Below are 19206 nucleotides of genomic sequence, written 5' to 3' on the forward strand. Positions count from 1 at the left end.
GGCGCGCTGCTATTTCGCCAAGCGGAACTTCCCACCCTCGACCTTGATCAAAAAGGCTGAGCGTTCATCATAGCCGTTGTGGTCGGTCTTGCTCATGTTCGACAGCCCGTTGTTGAGATAGATGTTCTCCCCGCGCTCGAGTTCGTCCCGCAGAGCTGCACGAAACTCGGGCGTGCCCGGCTTCGTCGTCTTCAGCGCGTTCGGAGCAGCTTTCCCGATCAGTGCGACGACATCCCAGAGGTGAGCCGCGAACATATTGGGTTTCTGACCGTTCACCGCCTCATAGGCGGTCACGAACTGCTCCGTCGCGTGACGGAACGGATCTCCCGCCGGAAGATCGGCCGCAATGGTAAAGGCCTCGCCGGCAAAAATAGCGCCTTCGACGGTCGCGCCTCCGAGCTTGATGAACTCCTCGCTGGCTACGCCATGCGTCTGAAAGATCTTTCCGGTGTATCCGCGCTCACGGAGCGCCTGTTGCGGCAGGACCGCCGGGGTGCCTGCGGAAGCAATGAAGACGGCGTCAGGATTCGTCGACATCACCTTCAACGCCTGGCCGGTGACGCTGGTGTCCGCACGCGCGTAGACTTCATGCGTCGTCACCGTCAGGCCCAAGGTTGGCGCAAGGCGGCTCACCTCTTTATAGTAACCTTCGCCATACCCATCCGAAACACCGATAAAGCCAAGCGTCTTCGCGCCGGATTTCGCGATGTATTTGAGAATAGCGCTCGCCATCAGGTCATCGTTGGGGACGACCTTGAAGGCCCAGGCCCGTTTGTCGTCCAGCGGCTGAACGATGGCGGTGGCGGCCGCAAGCGATAGCAACGGCGTCTTCGACTCCAGCGCGACGTCGAGCATCGGCATGGTCACCGGCGTCAGAGAAGACCCGACCAGCACGTCGACCTTGTCCTGGATCACGAGCCGGCGCGCGTTCTGGATCCCTTTGGTGGAGTCAGACTCGTCGTCCAAGATGATGTAGGTCACCTTCTCTCCGCCGATCTCTTTTGGCAGAGCTGCGACAGTCTTGAGCTGGGGTTGCCCCAACGCAGATCCCGGGCCGGTGGCCGAAATCACAATTCCGACTTTAATTTCCGCATGCGCCGCGTATCCATAAAGTACGCAGGCCACAACAAGACAAACGCGCGTGAAACCGATCGTCATGCAGCTCCTCCCTGTCCGCCCCAGTGCTTCGGCCGGTTGCATCGGACCCCGCGGGGCAGCATCAAGGACCCGGAGGAGATCGTCCGATGTTCAAGCCCTGTCCCGGGGTTACGAGCAACCAGGCGAGCGACCCTAGGCGGATCGCAGGGCCGTGTCTGTCCCTATGCCTAGGGACAAGGACCAGCGTCTCAAGCCAGGCGCCGGCCCAAGCCGCAGGAGTACGGTTCGTTGCGTATGTTTTGCTTCGGACTATTGGCCTAACAGCTTCCTGATACCTGTCAAACCGGCACGCAGGAACGGATCTGAGTGGATGTAGAAATATTTGACGCCGCGCTCAAGCCGCTCGGCGCGATGCGAGCGCGGCGCGCCTCGATCAGGCAGAATGGGCACGCGACCTTACCAATGGTCCATGCCTGCGGCCGCCGGATGCGGTCATGCTATCGGCCCGATCGTGCGATCGGGCTACTCAGCCGAGGCGATCATCGATGTAGCGCCTGAGTGCGGACGCGGCATTCAGCATGTGCGCACGCATTCGGCGCGCGGCAGTCTCTCCGTCACCTTCCGCGATCGCCTGCATGATGGCGTCATGCTCGTCGCGGGACTTGCGAATGCGATCGCCCTGCCGCAATTGGGTGCGGCGGAAGGCGCTGAGCCGCGAACGCACGTCCTGCGCCTGCTCGGCGAGAAACGAGTTGTGCGTTGCGCGATAGATGCATTCGTGGAATTCGCGGTTGAACGTGTCATAGGCATCGACATCGTTGGCCTCGACCATCTTCAACGAGGCGTCATGGAGTTCGATCAGATGGCTCCGCTCGAGCGGGGTCATGCGGTAGGTCGCGAGCCTGACGCACATGGCTTCCACCTCGGCGCTGGTCTCGAACATGTCCATGATGCGCTCCGGCGTCATCCGCGCAACGACGAGGCCGCGGCGGCCGCGCACCTCGACGAGGCCGCTGACCACGAGCTGGCGAAGCGCCTCCCGCACCGGCGTGCGGGAAGCTCCAAAACGATCGGCAAGCTGCTGCTCTTCCAGGGCCGAACCGGCGACGAGCGCACCTGAGGCAATCTCGTCCGTGAGCGCATTCCGGATGCGATCGGAGAGCAGCCCGCCATAGTCCTCCGCGTCGACTGCGACCTTCAATATTTCTGCCATTCAGCCTCCCGTGATCGCGCGCACCGCGAAGTAAAGGATCGAGGGCGCGACCAGGCATCCGAGCCCGGTGTGGAATGTCGCCGTCAGCGCACCATAGGGCACCAGACGCCGGTCCGTCGCCGCCAACCCTCCAGACACGCCGCTGACCGTTCCCATCAAGCCGCCAAACACCATCGCGCTACGCGGATTGTTCAGGCCGATCATCTTTGCCACAAAGGGCGTGCCGATCATGACGATCACTGCCTTGAATACACCGGTCGCGATCGAGAGCGCAATAACCGGTGAGGATGCGCCGATCGCCGCACCCGTGACCGGGCCCACGATGTAGGTGACCGCACCGGCGCCGATCGTCGTCAGCGATTCCGCGTCAGTGTAGCCAAACGCCGCGGCGACGAACACGCCGAGAATGAACGGCACCACCGTTCCCAGTCCGAGTGCGACCGCACCGATCACCCCGGCCTTGCGCGCATGGACGACATCGACCTCGAAGGCGGTGGCGACGATGGCGAAATCGCGCAGCATCGCTCCACCCATCAGGCCGATCCCGGCCAGGGCCGGCAGGTCGGCCACGCCCTTCTCGCCGCCGGTGGAGATGCCTCCCCAAAAGGCTAGCGCAAGGCCCAGCATGATCGCGATCGCCGAGGCGTGAATGCGCCCGAAGGTGAGATATTTCGAGATCGCTCCGGAGATCCACATCAGGATTCCGACGACCGCGAACGCAGTGATCAGCGCATTGGCGGCGAGAATGTGAGACATCATGATCATCCGATCCTCCCGGACTTGAAGTGGGGCACAGGTGCAGCGAGCGCCTCGGCCTCTCGCGCCTCGATCTCGTCCATGGTCTCGACACGACCGCTGAACCGGCCGATCAGGGCCACCATCGCGAAACACACCGCGACCGCGCCGATCCCCGCAATGACGACAATCGGACCGCCTTTTGCCGCGGCGACCACATTCTGCTGCGCGGCCATGGCGACCACGATCGGAATGTAGAAGCTGCCCCAGAACTCGACGCCGGTCTTGAGCCCGTGGCTGAGTATGCCGTGCCGCACCAGCCAGAGCCGGGCCGCGATCAAGAACATCATGGCGATGCCCACGCCGCCAACATTGGCCTTCACACCGAGGGCGACGCCGAGCAGGTCCCCCAACAGGCCCCCTAAGAGGGTGCAGATCGCGAGCAGCGCTACGCCGGAAATGGTCACGGGCGCCTCCCCTCGGCGAGCAAGGCACGATCCCCAGGACTTGGACTACCTGCATGCATTCTCATCGTAAATTCCCTCCTGTGTATGCGAGTATCCATCGCTTATGGATTTGTGCATACACTAATTGATAAAAGGAGGCAATACGCATACATTAGGCCAATCGAAAGCCAACCCCGCATGCCAAGGAGCCGAAATGAGCGATTGGGGTATGCAAAAGGCCGCCCTGGCGGAGCGCCTGGCGGCCGGCGGCCAGCACGCGAAGGGCAAGATGGTGCCCATCGCGAACCTGCCGGCATTTCTGAAGGCGGTGATCCGGTCAGGGGACCGGGTGTGCCTGGAGGGCGATAATCAGAAGCAGGCCGACATCCTCGCCTCGGCGCTCGCGAACCTCGACCCCCAGGATGTCCATGACCTGCACATGGTGCAGTCGGGGGTGGTCCTGCCCGCACACCTCGACATCTTCGACAAGGGAATCGCGCGGCGCCTCGACTTCTCCTATTCGGGCCCGCAATCGGCCCGCATCGCGCGCATGCTGTTCGGCCGCAAGATCGAGCTCGGGGCCGTGCACACATACCTCGAGCTGTTCGCCCGGTATTTCATCGATCTCACGCCGAACGTCGCACTCATCGCGGCGGTGAGCGCCGACAAGGACGGCAATCTCTATACGGGGCCGAACACCGAAGACACGCCGACGGTGGTCGAGGCGACGAGCTACAAGAACGGTCTCGTCGTGGCGCAGGTCACCGAAATCGTCGACAAGGTGCCGCGCGTCGATATTCCCGGCGACCTCGTGCATTTCGTGGTCGAGGCCGGCAGACCGTTCTATGTCGAGCCGCTCTTCACCCGCGACCCGGCCGCGATCACCGAGACCCAGATCCTGACCGCAATGCTCGCGATCAAGGGCATCTACGCGCCCTACGGCGTGCGCCGGCTCAACCATGGCATCGGCTTCAACACCGCCGCGATCGAGCTGCTGTTGCCGACTTATGGCGAGAGGCTCGGCCTCAAGGGCAAGATCTGCACCCATTTCGCGCTCAACCCGCATCCCACGATCATTCCGGCGATCGAATCCGGCTGGGTCGACCAGATCCACTGTTTCGGCTCGGAAGTCGGCATGGAGGATTACGTCGCGGCGCGTTCCGACGTCTTCTTCACCGGGCCCGACGGCTCGCTGCGATCGAACCGCGCCTTCTGCCAGACAGCGGGCCTCTATGCCTGCGACATGTTCATCGGATCGACGCTCCAGATCGACCTCGAGGGCCACAGCTCGACGGTGACGACCAGCCGCATCGCCGGCTTCGGCGGCGCGCCCAATATGGGCTCCGATCCGCGCGGCCGGCGCCACCCGAGCGAACCCTGGCTCAAGGCCGGCGCCGAAGCCGATCCCGACTCCAACGCGGCGCTGCGCCGCGGCCGCAAGCTGGTGGTGCAGATCGGCGAGACCTTCGGTCAGCGCAATGCGCCGCTGTTCGTCGAGCGGCTCGATGCGCTCGACCTGGCACGCGAGCTCAAGCTCGATCTCGCGCCGGTCATGGTCTACTCGGACGACGTCACCCACATCGTCACCGAGGAAGGCATCGCCAACCTCTTGATGTGCCGTAGCAAGGACGAGCGCGAGCAGGCGATCCGCGGCGTTGCCGGCTACACCGACATCGGACGCGCGCGTGATGCGAAGCTGGTCGAACAGCTCAGGCAGCGCGGCGTGATCCGGCGCCCCGAGGATCTCGGCATCGATCCGCTCGACGCCGACCGGCGCCTGCTGGCGGCCCGCTCGATCAAGGACCTCATGCTGGCCTCCGGCGGTCTCTACCGCCCGCCCAGCCGCTTCCGCAATTGGTGAGGAGTTTTGCATGGAAAAGCTCAGCTTCAGACTGACTGCCCCGAGATGCGCCGGCGGCACCCGCCCCCAGGCGATCGTCGGCGTCGTCGCCTCCGGCAATCTCGAGGTCCTGCTGGAACGCGTCTCGCCGGCCGACATGTGCACGATCGACATCGCAACCGCAGCCCATGGCTTCGGCACGGTCTGGGACGCTGTGGTCCGCGACTTCGTCGCCCGCCGCTCTGCCGGAGGCTTACGCATTTCCATCAATGACGGCGGCGCGAGGCCCGACACAGTCGCGCTGCGCCTTGCGCAAGGCGTCCGCAAGATCGAGGAGCCCGAACAATGACAGCGGCCACAGCCGACAATGTTTCGCTGAGCTGGTACGAGGCCAGCGCCCGCCAGCGCATCGACGCGCTCGTCGACGCCGGCAGCTTCCAGGAATTCATCGGCCCCGAGCTGCGCGAGATGAGCCCGCATCTGGCAATCTTCGACCTGCCGGAACAGTTCGACGACGGCATCGTCGTCGGGCGCGGCCGCCTGGACGGCGCGCCCGTGCTCGTCGCGGCGCAGGAGGGACGCTTCATGGGCGGTGCCTTCGGCGAGGTCCATGGCGCCAAGCTCACGGGCCTCTTGCGCGCCGCGCGTGCGCTTCATCAAGACGTACTGATCCTGTTCGACACCGGCGGCGTGCGGCTTCAGGAAGCCAATGCGGGCGAGCTCGCCATCGCCGAGATCATGCGCGCGATCATCGAGGCACGGCGCGCCGGCATCCACGTCGTCGGCCTGATCGGCGGCCGTGCCGGCTGTTATGGCGGCGGCAGCCTGATCGCCGGCACCTGTTCGCACCTGATCGTATCCGAACAGGGGCGGATCAGCGTCAGCGGCCCCGAAGTGATCGAGACCAACAAGGGTATCGAGGAATTCGACTCGCGCGATCGCGCGCTGGTGTGGCGCACGATGGGTGGCAAGCATCGCTACCTCATCGGCGGCGCTGATGCGTTCGTCGACGACGAGGCGCAGGCGTTTCGTCAGGCGGCGGTCGACGCGCTCAAAGCCAACAGGCGATGCGACGTGGCGGTGCTCGAAGCCGAGCAGACGCGCCTCGAGCGGCGATTGCAGCGTTTCGGCGAGGCCGACGACGCCATCGAGATATGGCAGACGCTTAGCATCGACCAGCCGACGGAGATTCCCGCGCTTCCCACAGCCGCATTTCTTCGCGCGGCAGACAACAGGGAGAACGCCGATGACGCTCGATGACATCCTGGCCAGTCTCTTTCCGAACGGCAGCAAGATCGCAACCACGGGCGCGATGATCGCGGGACAGGCGATCCTGCCCGATGGAGGTCGCGTCCACGTGCTCGGCATCACGCAGGGTCAGCCGCTCGGCGTCGACGAGGCGATCGTGCTCGCAGGGCGCGTGATCGAGATCGTCAAATCCGGCGATCGCGCGCCGATCCTGGTCCTGGTGGATTCCGCCAGCCAGCGCATGAGCAAGCGCGACGAGTTGCTCGGCCTCAGCGAGTATCTGTCGCATCTCGCCAAGACCCTGCTGCTGGCCGAAGCCGAAGGACATCGCACCGTCGGACTGCTCTATGGCGGTAGCGCGGCGGGCGCGTTCATCGCCACCGCGCTCGCCACGGCTACGCTGGTGGCGCTGCCCGGTGCGCATCCCGCCGTGATGGATCTGCCGTCGATGGCGCGGGTCACCAAGCTGCCGATCGATGTGCTGAAGGCCAAGGCGGAAGCGACGCCGGTGTTCGCGCCCGGCCTCGACAACATGGTGCAGACCGGCGGCATTCACGCAGTCTGGGATGAAAATACACCTTTGGCGCCGCAGCTTGCCGCCGTGCTGCAACGGCCGCAGGGACAGGACGATCGCGCCCGGCTCGGCGCCGAGCGTGGCGGCCGGCGGAAGGCGGCCGAGATCGCCGATCGGGTTGTCACGCTCGCGGCAGCCGCGCATCAGGGGGCGCCACATGGCTGAAGCCCTCCAGCGCCATACGATGGTGACGGCCTCGGCCACCGGATGGGCGGCCGCGATGAGCCGAAATCCCGCGCTTGCCAGCGAGCCGATCATCGAGGGCTGGGCGCGCGCCGGCCGCCCGCTCGTGGTTCGCAGGCCGGCCTGCAACGATCTCGCAGGCATGATTCCGCTTGGCCTGCCGCTGCCGCCGAGCCACGGCAAGCGGCGTATCGCCGTCGCGCTCGCCCCCGGCGAACTCATCACGCATGCTCCGCCGCCATTGCTGGCGGATGCGGCAACATCGGCGCCGGCGTCGTGGCGCCAGACCATCGACCTGCTCGTCCGCCTTCTGCCGGAGACACGCACATTCGGCAGTCTGGCCTGGCAGCATCTCACCGGCCTGCCCTATCTGTCCGATGGATCGGACCTCGACCTGCTCTGGCCGCTGTCGTCGGCGAGGCACGCGAACACCCTGCCGTCCGACATCGCGCGGATCGCAGAGACGGCGCCGATGCGGCTCGACGGCGAGATCGTCTATCACGCCGGCGGCGTGCAATGGCGCGAGCTGACCGGCGCTGACGAGGACGAAGTCCTCGTCAAGGGCGCGGCCGGCGTTCATGTCACCATGCGTGCGGCGTTTCTCGCGGGTGGCGCGTCATGAATGTCGCGCTGAGATGGCAAGCGCCGCCGCAACGCGCGCTCCGCGCGGAGCAGCTCGGTCATCTCGCATCACTGTGCCTGAAGCTCGAAGTCGAGACCTATCCGAAGCCGGGGCTCGTCAGCCACGTCGACAACGGCGCGCATCGCGATATGGACGCCGGGCTCCTGTGCCGAAGTGCCGACACGCTGGCTCCGTTCTTCCACGACCTCGCAGCCGCGGGCGCCGAGGGCGCCGGCATGGACCGGTTGCGCGCGATCGGGGTTGCGGCGGAGCGCGCGATGTTGGCGGCGACCTCAGGTGTGAACACGCATCGCGGCGCGATCTTCGGACTGGGTCTGCTCTGCGCCGCGGCCGGGTATCGCGGCGCTCTCGGCATTCGCAAGCCGCTCGGCGAATTGGTGTCGCAACGTTGGGGCGACGCCATCTACGCAGGCCCGATATCCCTGCGTAGCCACGGCGCCGTGGCGTCACGTCGCTACGGCGCCGGCGGCGCCAGGGCGGAAGCGGCTTGTGGCTTCCCCTCCGTCTATGACATCGCCCTTCCCGCGCTGCATGCGGCGCGGACGCTCGCGCCTCGGGATGAGGAGGCGGTCCGGGTTCAGACCTGCATGGCGCTGATCGCAGATGTTGCCGACACCAATCTGTTGCACAGGGGCGGAGTTGACGGATTGCGCTTCGCGCAGGCTAGCGCATCCGCATTCCTTGCCGCAGGCGGAATCGGTTGCCCAGGCTGGCGCAAGCACGCCGACGGCATTCACCAGGCGTTCGTCGCGCGCAATCTCAGTCCGGGCGGATCGGCAGATCTGCTCGCCATGGCTCTGTTTGTGGACGCTCTCTTCGTCGATCGGCTGGCCCCCTGATGCTTGCACTGCTCTGCGGCGGACAAGGCACCCTGTCGGACAATATCTTCGATCTTGTCGCCGATCGGCCTGCTGCGGAATCGGTCTTCGCCGCTGCGACCGCTTGTCTCGGCGAAGATCCGCGGAAGTTCATCAGGACGCGCCGCGCGGACGAGCTGTCCGCCAACCATGCCAGCCAGATCCTAACCGTCACATCGGCGCTCGCGATCCACGCCTGTATCGCGGACTTGCTGACTGAGGGCACCGCTGTCACGGGCTACAGCGTCGGCGAGATGGCGGCCTGGAGCGTTGCGGGAATATGGACCGCCGCCGAAGCGTTGCGACTGACCGATATCCGCGCCCGATTGATGGACGGCGTGGCGGGGCCGGATGGGCGGCTCGGCTATGTCCGCGGGCTCGAACGAGCCACGCTCGAACACCTGCTCGAGACGCACCGCTGCGAGATCGCAATCAGGAATCCCGGCCTTCTTGTCGTGGTTGGAGGCGCGGAGTGCGATGTCATCGCCCTCTGTCAGGAGGCGACGACACAGGGCGCCGCCCGCGCCGGTCTTCTCGCCGTCAAAATCGCCTCGCATACGACGCGTCTCGAACCGGCCTGCACGCCCTTGCAGCAAGCGCTTGCGACCAGCAGACGCGCTCCTGTCGCAGACCAACGAACCCTCCTCGCAGGGGATGGCGGCGAGCGCATCTTCTCCGTGACCGATGCGACAGCAAAGCTCGCATGCCAGATCGCGCGCCCGATCGACTGGGCGGCGACGCTGGAGGCTCTCGTAGAGCTCGGGGTCGATCAAGTCCTGGACCTCGGTCCAGGACACGCGCTTGCCGAGATGACGCAAGGCTTCCATCCATCGATCCGCTGCTACGCCGCCGACGGATTTCGCACGATCGATGGTCTGCGAAATTGGGTTGTTTCCGAATAGGCAGGGCGCCCGGCGGCTCGCGATTGAGCGAACGCATGAAATTTCTCGAGAGAACTCGCCCTCGACAAGAGAAGCCTCCAGATACTCACCGCGATCGGTGCTGAAAGCTGTGGTGTTGAGCGACGCCAGGCATTGCCCCATAAGCCCTGTTGGACCCAAACCAGGGAGCCGCGCCGCCAGGGAGCTCGAGGCCCATTCTGCCTGCTGGCGTCAACTCGCCGCTGGCAAGCGAATAATAGCTGGGGCAGCAGCGCGGCCCACCGAATGGTTAGACTCGCGCTCAAGACGGAGACAAGCCCCAAAGCCATCAGCAGCATGCCAAGCCAGGTCCAAACCCGTCCGTCATCGCCCGCCTCTGCGGCGGAAAAGGCGAGCGGCGCCGCCGAGGCGGCAACCACGTCACTGGCGGCTGGCGCCTCAGCAAGGAGTGCCTCCACGTCGACCTGGCGCGGCGTGATCTCGTCGGCCGTGAGCCGGTCGCGTTTGGAAAGGGGGGCCGGCGACGCGCGGGTTGCGATCCCGGTGGCGAGGACGGGACTGGCATCAACCACCTGCGCGGGCACGGACGGGCTCGGCCGGGACGTATCCGCAGGTGCGGAGCGCGGCAGCTCCGCGCGCGCATCCACCACCGTCTTCCGCTTGCGCGCCGCGGTCTGGTTCTCTTCGGCCGCGGCGACACGATGTTTGGTGGCGCGTTGCTGAACCAGCTTCTTCGCCCTCTCAGTTCCTTCGGCGATCTGGAACCAGCATCTGCGCTGGCCTTCCACCCGATAGACCCAGTGCTGGCCATCGGCGGTCGACTTGCCGGGCCGCGTCAAGCACTCTGCTTCCGCGGAAGCGGGCGCAGGGGCTGTGGCGGGACCGGCATTGAAGAGTTCGGAAAGAGGCGTCGAAAACGCGGATGATGTCGAGAGACCTGCAATAAGCGTAAAAGCGGCGCAATAAACTCGCAAATGACCGGACATGGAAAACCCCGGTGTTGCGCCCCTGCCCGGACGGGAGCGTTGGCCGTGACCTAGGTCGCAATGCGACTTAAATCCGGCAACGCCGTGGATTCATTTTGGCCGCAGGCGATCTGGCCGTCAGCTCGATTGTCCATTTTCGCCATCCCCTCAAGGTCGCACTTTCAAGCATCGGCCCACGCAAAGTTGCAAAGGCTGTTTACCCGAACGGATGTAGCCGATGTTACGGGTGCCAGACGAAGCGCTATATCCGAACTGACGACTGGGCATTCGACCTTCCCGGGATGACAGTCTGTCCGGAGTGCAGAACCCGTCCGATCGCGCGGAGCGATTGCGATGAGGGAGGCTACGATGGATTTTTCGCGGATGTCGGATGGAATCCGGCTGCATCACGCCTCCCATCGCCACGATGGGTACGATGGTGACGACGAAGCGGGTCCGGCACCGAGCGCACCGTTCCTGACTGACGCGGTTGGCGGTGGCGCCCTGGTCCATGGTCCCCGCCCGTTTGCAGGTCAATTTGCAGATTCTGGAGCGCACCCCGCGAGCGCGAACACCCAGCATCATGACTCCGACCCGATTCAATCCAAACATCCCACGTCGGTGGGCGACACGGGCGGCCACGTCGGCAACCACGCTGCGGCGGGCCTGGATGCTTCGTCCACCACGCCCGCTTCCGGCGCATCACATCCCGGGATGGGCATTGCTGCGGTCGAGAGCGGAGCCAACACGGCCGGAAACGGCGGAGATGGCTACTTCTACGGAAGCATCATTCACGCGTCCCTGTTGATCTATCAACCGATCAACATCTCGGTGAGCTTGGGATACGGCTCGGTCGCCCTGGCCAACCAGTCCAACAATTTGAATGTCGATCAGTCCGCTTTTCAGATGGCCGGCGTCGGCGGCCATGGCGGCAATGACAACATTGCATCGGGAGGCAGCGTCAGTACGTCCTTAGGCGCCGGCGTGATCGCGAGCGGTGACAACGGCGCCGGAAACGGCGGCAGCGGCTATTTCTCGGGTGCGATCGTGGACGCTCCCGTGGTGATCTATCATCCGATCAATATTGCGGTGGCGGCCTCGGGCGGCACTGCGCATGCAAGTCAATCGAACACGGTGGATATCGATCAATCGGCCACTCAGATCGCGGGCGTCGGCGGAAGTGGCGGAAATGGCAATTTGGCCGCCGGCGGCAGCGTCATGACGCTCGACCCCAGCTGGGGATCAAGCAACGGAGGCGGCGTCTTTGGCGTTCAAACGGGCGGAAGCCAGGCCGGCAATGGCGGTGACGGCGTGTTCCACGGTGAACTCGTCCATACCTCGTTTGTAATGTACAACCCGATCAACATCGCAATCGCGGGCTATGGCTCCAGCACTTACGCGGTCCAGATAAGTGATGTCTCCGTGGATCAATCCGCGGTTCAGATCGCTGGCATTGGCGGGCACGGCGGCAACGACAACGCCGCAGCGGGTGGCCATGCAAGCCTTCTCTCCCATAATCTGTGGGGCGGCTCCGATACGATCGCGACCGGTTCGAACAGCGCAGGCAATGGCGGCAACGGCTATTTTGCCGGCAGTCTGATCGACGTCAGCGTGGCGATCTATGCACCCATCAACATCGCAATCGCAGGTCCCCATTCGACGGCCGTAGCCGATCAGGTCAACAACGTGCACATCGACCAGAGTGCGGTCCAGATCGCCGGCGTTGGCGGGGACGGCGGCCACGGCAATCTCGCACTGGGTGGCGATGCCGCGCATCTCTTGTCGGATATTCACCTGGTGGCATAACGAAACGTCGCATCGCTCGCATAGCCGATCGCATCGCGGCACGCGCCGTCGCCACTCTTCGCATGCAAAGCCCGCGCAGAGGCGCCTCTCCTGACGAAATGTCGTACTTTCGTACGTAGGCCCACCAAACCGGATGGTGTCCGATTTGACATCTATCGCCATCGCGCGTGGGCGGACCAGACTTGCCGCGCGCGTCCGCCTGATCGGGATGGATGTTGCACGACAGCCAACAAACCGACGGAGGCCTCAAATGATGCCAAAGGCAATCAACATCTCGGATACGATCAAAGTCAAATCGATCGACACCGGTGGTCAAAGTGCCGGAAATGGCGGCGACGGTACTTTCAAGGGAGCCATCATCAGCAAGCCGACTGTCAACTACGATCCGACCAACAAGGCGGAAGGTGCCGACGTGCACGTGAACACCGGCGATCACGTCAAACAGACGGCGGATTGGGATGCCGGCGGCGCAAACGCCAAGGCCTCGTATTTTTCGAAGGCCCATGGCGGAGACGCCGAGTCGAATGGAAGCCAAAAATCCTACAGCGGCTACGATACCTCCAAGGTCTACGCCAATACGGATGCCACCCAGATCAACAAGGTCATGGTGGACCAGCACCAGGAAGTTGTGGCCGGCATCGGCGGCGATGGCGGAGACGGCAACTTCGCATGGGGTGGCGGAGTGACCTTCCATCTCGATACGCTCTAACCAGCCGCTCGTCCGACTGGCAGGACCGGCGGCCGCGGCCGCCGGTCCTGGATTTCACGCCAATGATCTACCGATGCCGTTGCCGGATTGCGTTGGCCATCGGTCAAGCGCGCCGGACCTCGATTTCAGGCGGTGACGATCATGCTGATGCCGCCCATTCGGTTGCCTATCCTGCCGCAGATCGGGACGCCACTGCACGCGGCACTCCGGTCCTGCGCGGGACCGCTCGGTCTCGTATTCGCGTATAGCTGCAGCTACAACCTGCTCCTGTTTGCGCCCTCCATCTATCTTCTTCAGATCTACGACCGGGTGTTGTCGAGCCGGAGTGGCGACACCTTGCTCCTGCTCACGCTCATTGTCGCGATCACTGTGGTCGTCGGCGGCGTGTTCGATGCATTGCGGCGCGCCGTCCTGGGACGCCTTGGCGCCTGGCTCGACGATCGCCTTCGTCCTTGCGTACTTTCGGCCGGCCTCGAATCGGCGCTTCGCAGCGATTGGACGCAAGCGTCGGGCGCGTATCGGGATCTCACCGTGCTGCGCCAGTTCGTCGAGTCCGGCGCATGTCCGATGCTGTTCGACGCGCTCTGGGCGCCCCTGTTCCTCCTTGTCCTCTTTCTGATCCATCCCCTGCTCGGCGTGGTGGGCGCCTGTTGCGTCGCCTTCCTGTTCGCGCTCACGGTTGCCGGAGAGCTGGTCACCGAAGACGTTCTGCTCAGATCCGGCGCCGCGCTGTCCAGAAGCTGCGGCCGCCTCCAGACTGCAGCGAGCAACATCCACATGATCCGCGCCATGGGAATGTTCGATAGCGCTGCGCGCATGATCCACCGTGACGCGCAGCACGCCCGCAGAGAGCACGATGTGGCACTCCGGCGAGGCGAGATCGTCTCGCTGGCCACCAAGCCGGTTCGCGCGCTGTCGCAGGTCTTGATCATGGGGGCTGCCGCATGGCTTGTCCTCGATCACGGGAAGAGTCCGGCCATCATCTTTGCTGCCACGCTGATGTTCAGCCGGGCGCTCGCGCCGGTCGAAAGTGCGGTCGCAGGCTGGAAATCACTCGTGACGGCCGTGAGCGCCTGTCAGCGGCTCGGCGCACTTCTCGCCGCATTCCCCGCCGCCCGGCAGCAGAGCGCGGAGGTTTCTCCGCTGCAGGCGCCAAGCGGCCTCGTCGTCGACAATGTCGGCGTGAGGCTTGCGGGGACCAGCCATCTTCTGCTGAACGGTGTCTCGTTCACCCTCATGCCCGGAGAATGCCTTGGCATCATCGGTCCGTCCGGATCAGGCAAGTCCTTGCTCGGCCAGGTGATCGCCGGGCTGTCGATGCCAACGCATGGCCGTATCCTCCTCGACAATACCGACGTCTCGCTGCTTCGCGAGGGCCGAAGCGGCGACCGCCTCGGATATCTCCCCCAGGACATCAACCTGCTCGGCGACACGATCAACGACATCATCGCACGCCTTGAAGATGCCGACCGGCGGAAGGTCATCGAAGCGGCCAAGCTCGTCGGTATCCATGGGGCGATCATGGGCCTGCCGCTGGGGTACGACACGGTGGTTCAGAGCGAAGCAACCTTCTCGCGCGGGTATCGGCAGCGCCTCGGTCTCGCCCGCGCCTTTTTCGGCAGTCCACGCCTCGTCGTTCTCGACGAACCCAACGCCAGCCTCGACTATGGGGGCGAGCGAATGCTCCTGGATGCCATCGAGCGCATGAAGCTCGCAGGCGTCATCCTTGTCGTCGTCACCCACAGGATGGGTCTCCTCGCCGCCACGGACAAGATTGCCATCATGGAGGGCGGTGCGGTCGCCGCGTTCGGCGACAGCGAGGACATCTTTGAACGGCACCTGAGCCGACCCCAGGTTACTTCGCAGATAGCGCCATGATCTGGAACTCTCTCACCGTCTGGAAGCTTCCCGCCGTCTCGAGACTTCCCATGGTCTGGGACCAGCTCATGCGAGCGCCGGCGAGCCCGCTGCCCGCCCGGCGATCTGGCGTCGTGGTGACCGCAATCGACGATTTCGAGCCTCTGGAATTTCCATGGTGCTCGACGCCCACGCCGACCTCTCCGCGTGGAAGGCTTCGCGGTATCACCGTCGCGGGCAATCTGCTGGTGCTCTGCTTCATGCTGGGGCTTGGGACATGGGCGAGCCTCGCGCCGCTCGAGAGCGCCGCGATCGCGTCCGGCGTCGTGGAATCGGAATCGAGCCGCAAGACGATCCAGCATCTGGAAGGCGGTATCATCAGGAAGATCCTGGTTTCGGATGGCGATATCGTGCGCAGCGGCCAAACGCTGATCGAGCTGGACGACACCCGGGCCGGCTCGGAGATGCAAAGCCTCCAAGGCCAATTCTGGGATGCCGCTGCTCGTGCCGCACGGCTTCAAGCCGAGCAGCAGAGATTCGAGAGGATCGCAATCCCGGACGCGCTGGAACAGGACAGCAGGCAGAGCGAGGTGGCGGCCGCCGCGGTGTCGGCGCAGCAATTCATTTTTCAGGCACGCCTCCAGGTTCACGAGTCGCAGCTTGCGGTCATTCGCGAACGAAGGCGTCAAGTCGAGAAGGAGATCGAAGGTCTCAAGGCTCAGGAAACCGCCACCGGGCAACGGGTCGACATCGTTCGGGAGGAACTGGATATGGTCGCGACCCTCGTCAACAAGGGACTCGAACGGCGGCCACGGCTGCTGAACCTGCAGCGGGAGCTGGCCGACGTTGAGGGCCGCCGCGGCGAGATCGCCGCGCAGATTGCCCGCGCCGGGCAGGTCATCAGCGAACAGCAGGCCACCTTGTTCAAGCTCGAGAGCGAGAGGCAGAACGAGATCGCACAGTCGCTTCGTGAAGCACAGAACCAGATATTCCAACTCCGCGAGCGGTTGCTTGCGGCCAGAGATCAGCTATCGCGAACGGAGATCAAGGCGCCCGAGGACGGCGTGATAACCGATCTGCGGGTTCATACGGCCGGCGGCGTCATCGGAGCGGGCGCTCCGCTCATGGACCTGGTGCCCCGGCAAGACCGTCTCATCGTGACCGCGCGCCTGAGGCCCGAGGACATCGATGTGGTTCATCCCGGCCTCAATGCCGAGGTTCAACTCGTACCGTACAATCAGCGTCGCGTGCCTCGCCTGAAGGGAACCGTCGTGCACGTATCCGCAGACCGGCTGCTCGACAAGCGTACCGACCAGCCATACTACGCGACCAGGATCCGGATCGACGACGGACAGATCGTCGCGAACGACATCCAGATCGTCCCCGGCATGCCGGTTCAGGTGTTCATCACGACGGGGCGCGGCACCGTGGCTCTCTACGCGCTCAGGCCCCTGCTCGACAGCTTCCGTGGTGCATTCAGAGAGGACTGAAGCGCGATGAGATTGGGGTGAATCGTCATCGCGCCTTCCGGGTCCGGATCATGCATTAGGTCTCCGGCATGAGAGCCACGCCGGGGACGTGATCGCGACTCGGCGCGGGCAACCGGCCGCGCCAGCGGAGCACGGCCTCCGTGCGATTGTGCGCGGCACATTTCCTCATGATATGCTGAATGTGCATTTTGACCGTGCTTTCCGACAGGCCCAATTTGGCGGCGATCAGCTTGTTGGGCAGGCCGAGCTCCAGTTCCGCCAGAACCTGTTGCTCACGAGGCGTGAGATCGGTCACGCTCCTGTCGATAGCCACTCTGGCTCCCTCGTTCATCAGATATGCGGGCGCGAGCCCGCGCGCATCCGGCGGCTCGAAATCCGGTATCCTGTTCATCCCGGCCACAGGCAACGGCCTGTAGGCGCCGCCGACGAGAACAAGGCGCAGGCCGGCTATGGCGATCTCGATCGGTAGCGAGGTGGAAATAAAGCCGCGCACGCCCCGCTGCATCGCGGCCTGCACGGTCGGCTCGTCCTCGTGGTTTGACAGGACCACAGTGGCGGCGTTGGGACAACACTCCGCAACGAAGGCGAGATCATCCTCAACCGAGGGATCGCCGATGGGCTTGTCCGCGATACTCAGCATCACCAGACGAACATCGCGGGCTGACGTGCAGTCCAGGCCTTGGACCGATGCCATGTCAAGGATCTCAAGTTCGTCCAGCTCCCGCCTGAGGACGTGCAGAATGCATGTACGAGGCAACAGGAGCGGCTCGATGATCACCAGAACCGGCAAGTGAAGCGATTCATTGAGCCGTTTTGAAGCGTTGGTTATGTCGTGCATGATGTCCTCGAGATGAAAAGAACCTCCGCGATATTCCCATTCCGTATTGCGTCTCCCCTGCTCCTGCATTCAACCTGAATGCAGCATCACGAGAGCGGCGCAGTGCCGCCGCTAGTGCCAAATCCACTGCGGGGTCACCTGGCGCCTGGGTGGAAATTCTTTCCGCTCAAATCATTTCGACGCGCACCACGCCGTGGCGCAGTCGACGCATTCCCTCAATTGCAGATGTTTCGATACGCGGTTGACGCCGCCGACCCTGATTTGCCGTCGACGACATATGCTTCATCCTCCTTCACGAGATACAGGAACGGCCTCTCGCCAGTCTCGCCGCCTGACGCGCTTCTTCCTTTCACGCGGCCGCAAATCGTATCCACGGGGCGTCCAAACATGTTCTTTCGCATTGCGCGCTTCACGTCGCTGAGTTCGACCGTTTCCGGCCCCCTCATCTGCGTCGCGATCGCAACCTTCGCCTTGTCCAGAGCAGGGTCCGGCATTTCCGCGGGCCGTTCGGATGCCGGGACGCTGATGCTCGTCCGCGGGGACGCCGCTTTGGCAAGGTCGGTCGATCCGCGTTTCTTCGGAGATTTCGGAGATGATGTCTTGCCGGGCCTTGCCGGCGTTGCGGAACTCGATCTGACAGCCGCAGGCTCTTGCGCCAACGCCGTCGGCATTGGCTGCGCGGGTTGGGCGACAGCGAAACAGGGTCGTGACGCGCATCCGAGGAAGTACCCTCGGGAAGGCGCAAACCAGCCAAAGCCGATCAGGACTCCCGCCAGCACTCCGACAAAAAGCAGTCCCATCCGATTCCCCTCCTCCGGGAGCTCGGCTCGCACTCGTAACTAGGACTAATTCCGCGCTGGTGATCTATCTGTTGCGCAAAAGCATTAAGCGCCCATTAAGCGCGCGCCGTTGTCCGGCCCATGCCTGGATGGGCGGATTAGATCGGGCTCCAGACCCGTGCCGAAATGACCGCGCCGATTGCCACAATGTAGTCGTTTTTCTGAATTCGGCGGAGATCGCCACGCGAGGAGGACGTTCCCCCGCTTCGGACACGCGATCTGCAGGACGACGGCGACTTCGGCGGTCGGCCGACGACTTATCCGCCAAATCGCTTGATCAGCTTTGAGCCCTTGGCTGCATCGATCTGCTGGCCAGTCAAGTCGGAGCCGGCGCTCAATCCTTTCGTCATGAGGTTCTTGACGCGTTGCGCCGCCTGCTTCTCATTGGAATAGTCGATCTCGACATGATCGAGGCTCATCAGATGGCCAAGCTCGTGAGCCCAGGCGCGTCCATTGGCGTGGTCATTGCCATACCACTGGACGAAGCTTGCCGGCTCGGGTTCGCTATTGGGGTATGAACTTCCGCCGGCGGATAGATTTTCAATCGAATTGACGATGTAGATGTGGATGGCATTGTCCGGATCGTGCCGAGAGGCAAGAACACCCAGCAATCGCTGATCATTGCTGCGCGCGCTCTTTGCCATGTCGAGCGGCTTCTCCATCAAGCAATCGCTGATCACGAACGCGATCTTGGCCTTTGACCAGATCGTATTGACCACGTCGAGCGCCTTCTTGGCCGTGTCGCTGGTCCATTGCCCGGGCTCAACGACCCCCCTGTCGGCAAATGGCGTGATGTAAATCCTCAACGGAATGGGCATCAGCTTCTCCGAAGTCCGAAATTCCAATCGTGAGCGGTTTGTTTGACCCTTGTTAGCCACAACGGCGACTAACGAGCCACGTTTCGCCCGCCTCGTCGACTGAACGTGAATCGGGTCAGACGAGCATGTGCCCCTGGTGCGTGGGTCGGCCAATCCAGCTGGAAAA

At 63.9% G+C, this 19206-nt stretch carries 18 protein-coding genes; 11 read left to right on the plus strand and 7 right to left on the minus strand.

Translation table 11 applies throughout. From position 1 onward, the window contains the following. Positions 1 to 9 precede the first annotated feature (9 nt). The 4 genes from AC0L3X_RS19220 to madL form a co-directional block, all read right to left on the minus strand. Entirely contained in the window at positions 10 to 1158 is a 1149-nt protein-coding gene (locus AC0L3X_RS19220; RefSeq protein ID WP_063981842.1) for an ABC transporter substrate-binding protein, read from the minus strand. A gap of 466 nt (positions 1159 to 1624) precedes the next feature. Further along, positions 1625 to 2311: a GntR family transcriptional regulator gene (locus AC0L3X_RS19225; RefSeq protein WP_063981841.1), complete on the minus strand. Its 687-nt coding sequence runs from the start codon at positions 2309 to 2311 to the stop codon at positions 1625 to 1627. Then, a complete protein-coding gene (madM, locus tag AC0L3X_RS19230; protein WP_063981840.1) occupies positions 2312 to 3076 on the minus strand; it encodes a malonate transporter subunit MadM in 765 nt (254 codons plus the stop codon). Then, a complete protein-coding gene (gene madL / locus AC0L3X_RS19235) occupies positions 3073 to 3513 on the minus strand; it encodes a malonate transporter subunit MadL (RefSeq protein ID WP_028149209.1) in 441 nt (146 codons plus the stop codon). Before madL ends, madM begins: the two co-directional genes overlap by 4 nt. 193 nt (positions 3514 to 3706) lie before the next feature. On the opposite strand from madL, the gene mdcA reads away from it, so the two are divergent. The 7 genes from mdcA to AC0L3X_RS19270 are packed head-to-tail and all read left to right on the plus strand — an operon-like array spanning position 3707 to position 9739. Beyond that, entirely contained in the window at positions 3707 to 5353 is a 1647-nt protein-coding gene (mdcA, locus tag AC0L3X_RS19240; RefSeq protein ID WP_231142817.1) for a malonate decarboxylase subunit alpha, read from the plus strand. Between the two features lie 10 nt (positions 5354 to 5363). Beyond that, positions 5364 to 5681 carry a malonate decarboxylase acyl carrier protein gene (gene mdcC, locus AC0L3X_RS19245; RefSeq protein WP_063981838.1) on the plus strand — a complete coding sequence of 106 codons (318 nt, stop codon included), beginning with the start codon at positions 5364 to 5366 and terminating at the stop codon, positions 5679 to 5681. Then, positions 5678 to 6592, plus strand: coding sequence for a biotin-independent malonate decarboxylase subunit beta (locus AC0L3X_RS19250; RefSeq protein WP_063981837.1), 915 nt, complete (start codon positions 5678 to 5680; stop codon positions 6590 to 6592). The genes mdcC and AC0L3X_RS19250 overlap by 4 nt, the downstream gene beginning before the upstream one ends. Beyond that, positions 6579 to 7319 (plus strand): biotin-independent malonate decarboxylase subunit gamma, encoded by a 741-nt coding sequence (gene mdcE, locus AC0L3X_RS19255; protein ID WP_063981836.1) that lies wholly within the window; start codon positions 6579 to 6581, stop codon positions 7317 to 7319. The genes AC0L3X_RS19250 and mdcE overlap by 14 nt, the downstream gene beginning before the upstream one ends. Next, on the plus strand, positions 7312 to 7959 hold the full coding sequence (gene mdcG / locus AC0L3X_RS19260) for a malonate decarboxylase holo-[acyl-carrier-protein] synthase (RefSeq protein ID WP_231142819.1): 648 nt from the start codon (positions 7312 to 7314) through the stop codon (positions 7957 to 7959). Before mdcE ends, mdcG begins: the two co-directional genes overlap by 8 nt. Beyond that, positions 7956 to 8819 (plus strand): triphosphoribosyl-dephospho-CoA synthase MdcB, encoded by an 864-nt coding sequence (mdcB, locus tag AC0L3X_RS19265; protein WP_063981834.1) that lies wholly within the window; start codon positions 7956 to 7958, stop codon positions 8817 to 8819. Before mdcG ends, mdcB begins: the two co-directional genes overlap by 4 nt. Continuing rightward, positions 8819 to 9739: an acyltransferase domain-containing protein gene (locus AC0L3X_RS19270; RefSeq protein ID WP_084795019.1), complete on the plus strand. Its 921-nt coding sequence runs from the start codon at positions 8819 to 8821 to the stop codon at positions 9737 to 9739. Before mdcB ends, AC0L3X_RS19270 begins: the two co-directional genes overlap by 1 nt. Here AC0L3X_RS19270 and AC0L3X_RS19275 read toward each other — a convergent pair. After that, positions 9679 to 10704 (minus strand): hypothetical protein, encoded by a 1026-nt coding sequence (locus AC0L3X_RS19275; RefSeq protein ID WP_354132315.1) that lies wholly within the window; start codon positions 10702 to 10704, stop codon positions 9679 to 9681. The genes AC0L3X_RS19270 and AC0L3X_RS19275 overlap by 61 nt on opposite strands. A 348-nt stretch (positions 10705 to 11052) precedes the next feature. Here AC0L3X_RS19275 and AC0L3X_RS19280 point away from each other — a divergent pair, with 348 nt between their 5' ends. The 4 genes from AC0L3X_RS19280 (at position 11053) to AC0L3X_RS19295 (ending at position 16545) form a co-directional block, all read left to right on the plus strand. Continuing rightward, on the plus strand, positions 11053 to 12489 hold the full coding sequence (locus AC0L3X_RS19280) for a hypothetical protein (RefSeq protein ID WP_231142823.1): 1437 nt from the start codon (positions 11053 to 11055) through the stop codon (positions 12487 to 12489). A 250-nt stretch (positions 12490 to 12739) separates the two neighbouring features. After that, the gene (locus tag AC0L3X_RS19285; RefSeq protein ID WP_028150787.1) at positions 12740 to 13198 is read left to right on the plus strand and encodes a hypothetical protein; all 459 of its coding nucleotides are present in this window, start codon (positions 12740 to 12742) and stop codon (positions 13196 to 13198) included. 141 nt (positions 13199 to 13339) lie between these two features. Beyond that, positions 13340 to 15076 (plus strand): type I secretion system permease/ATPase, encoded by a 1737-nt coding sequence (locus AC0L3X_RS19290; protein ID WP_063986187.1) that lies wholly within the window; start codon positions 13340 to 13342, stop codon positions 15074 to 15076. Beyond that, entirely contained in the window at positions 15073 to 16545 is a 1473-nt protein-coding gene (locus tag AC0L3X_RS19295) for an HlyD family type I secretion periplasmic adaptor subunit (protein WP_063981831.1), read from the plus strand. Before AC0L3X_RS19290 ends, AC0L3X_RS19295 begins: the two co-directional genes overlap by 4 nt. A gap of 55 nt (positions 16546 to 16600) precedes the next feature. Here the strand turns inward: AC0L3X_RS19295 and AC0L3X_RS19300 are convergent, their stop codons facing one another. Beyond that, positions 16601 to 17383 (minus strand): helix-turn-helix transcriptional regulator, encoded by a 783-nt coding sequence (locus tag AC0L3X_RS19300; protein WP_063986186.1) that lies wholly within the window; start codon positions 17381 to 17383, stop codon positions 16601 to 16603. A gap of 1096 nt (positions 17384 to 18479) precedes the next feature. Next, entirely contained in the window at positions 18480 to 19040 is a 561-nt protein-coding gene (locus tag AC0L3X_RS19305; RefSeq protein ID WP_473316700.1) for a hypothetical protein, read from the minus strand. Between the last annotated feature and the right edge of the window lie 166 nt (positions 19041 to 19206).

This window comes from Bradyrhizobium sp. MI1.7, assembly GCF_055811795.1.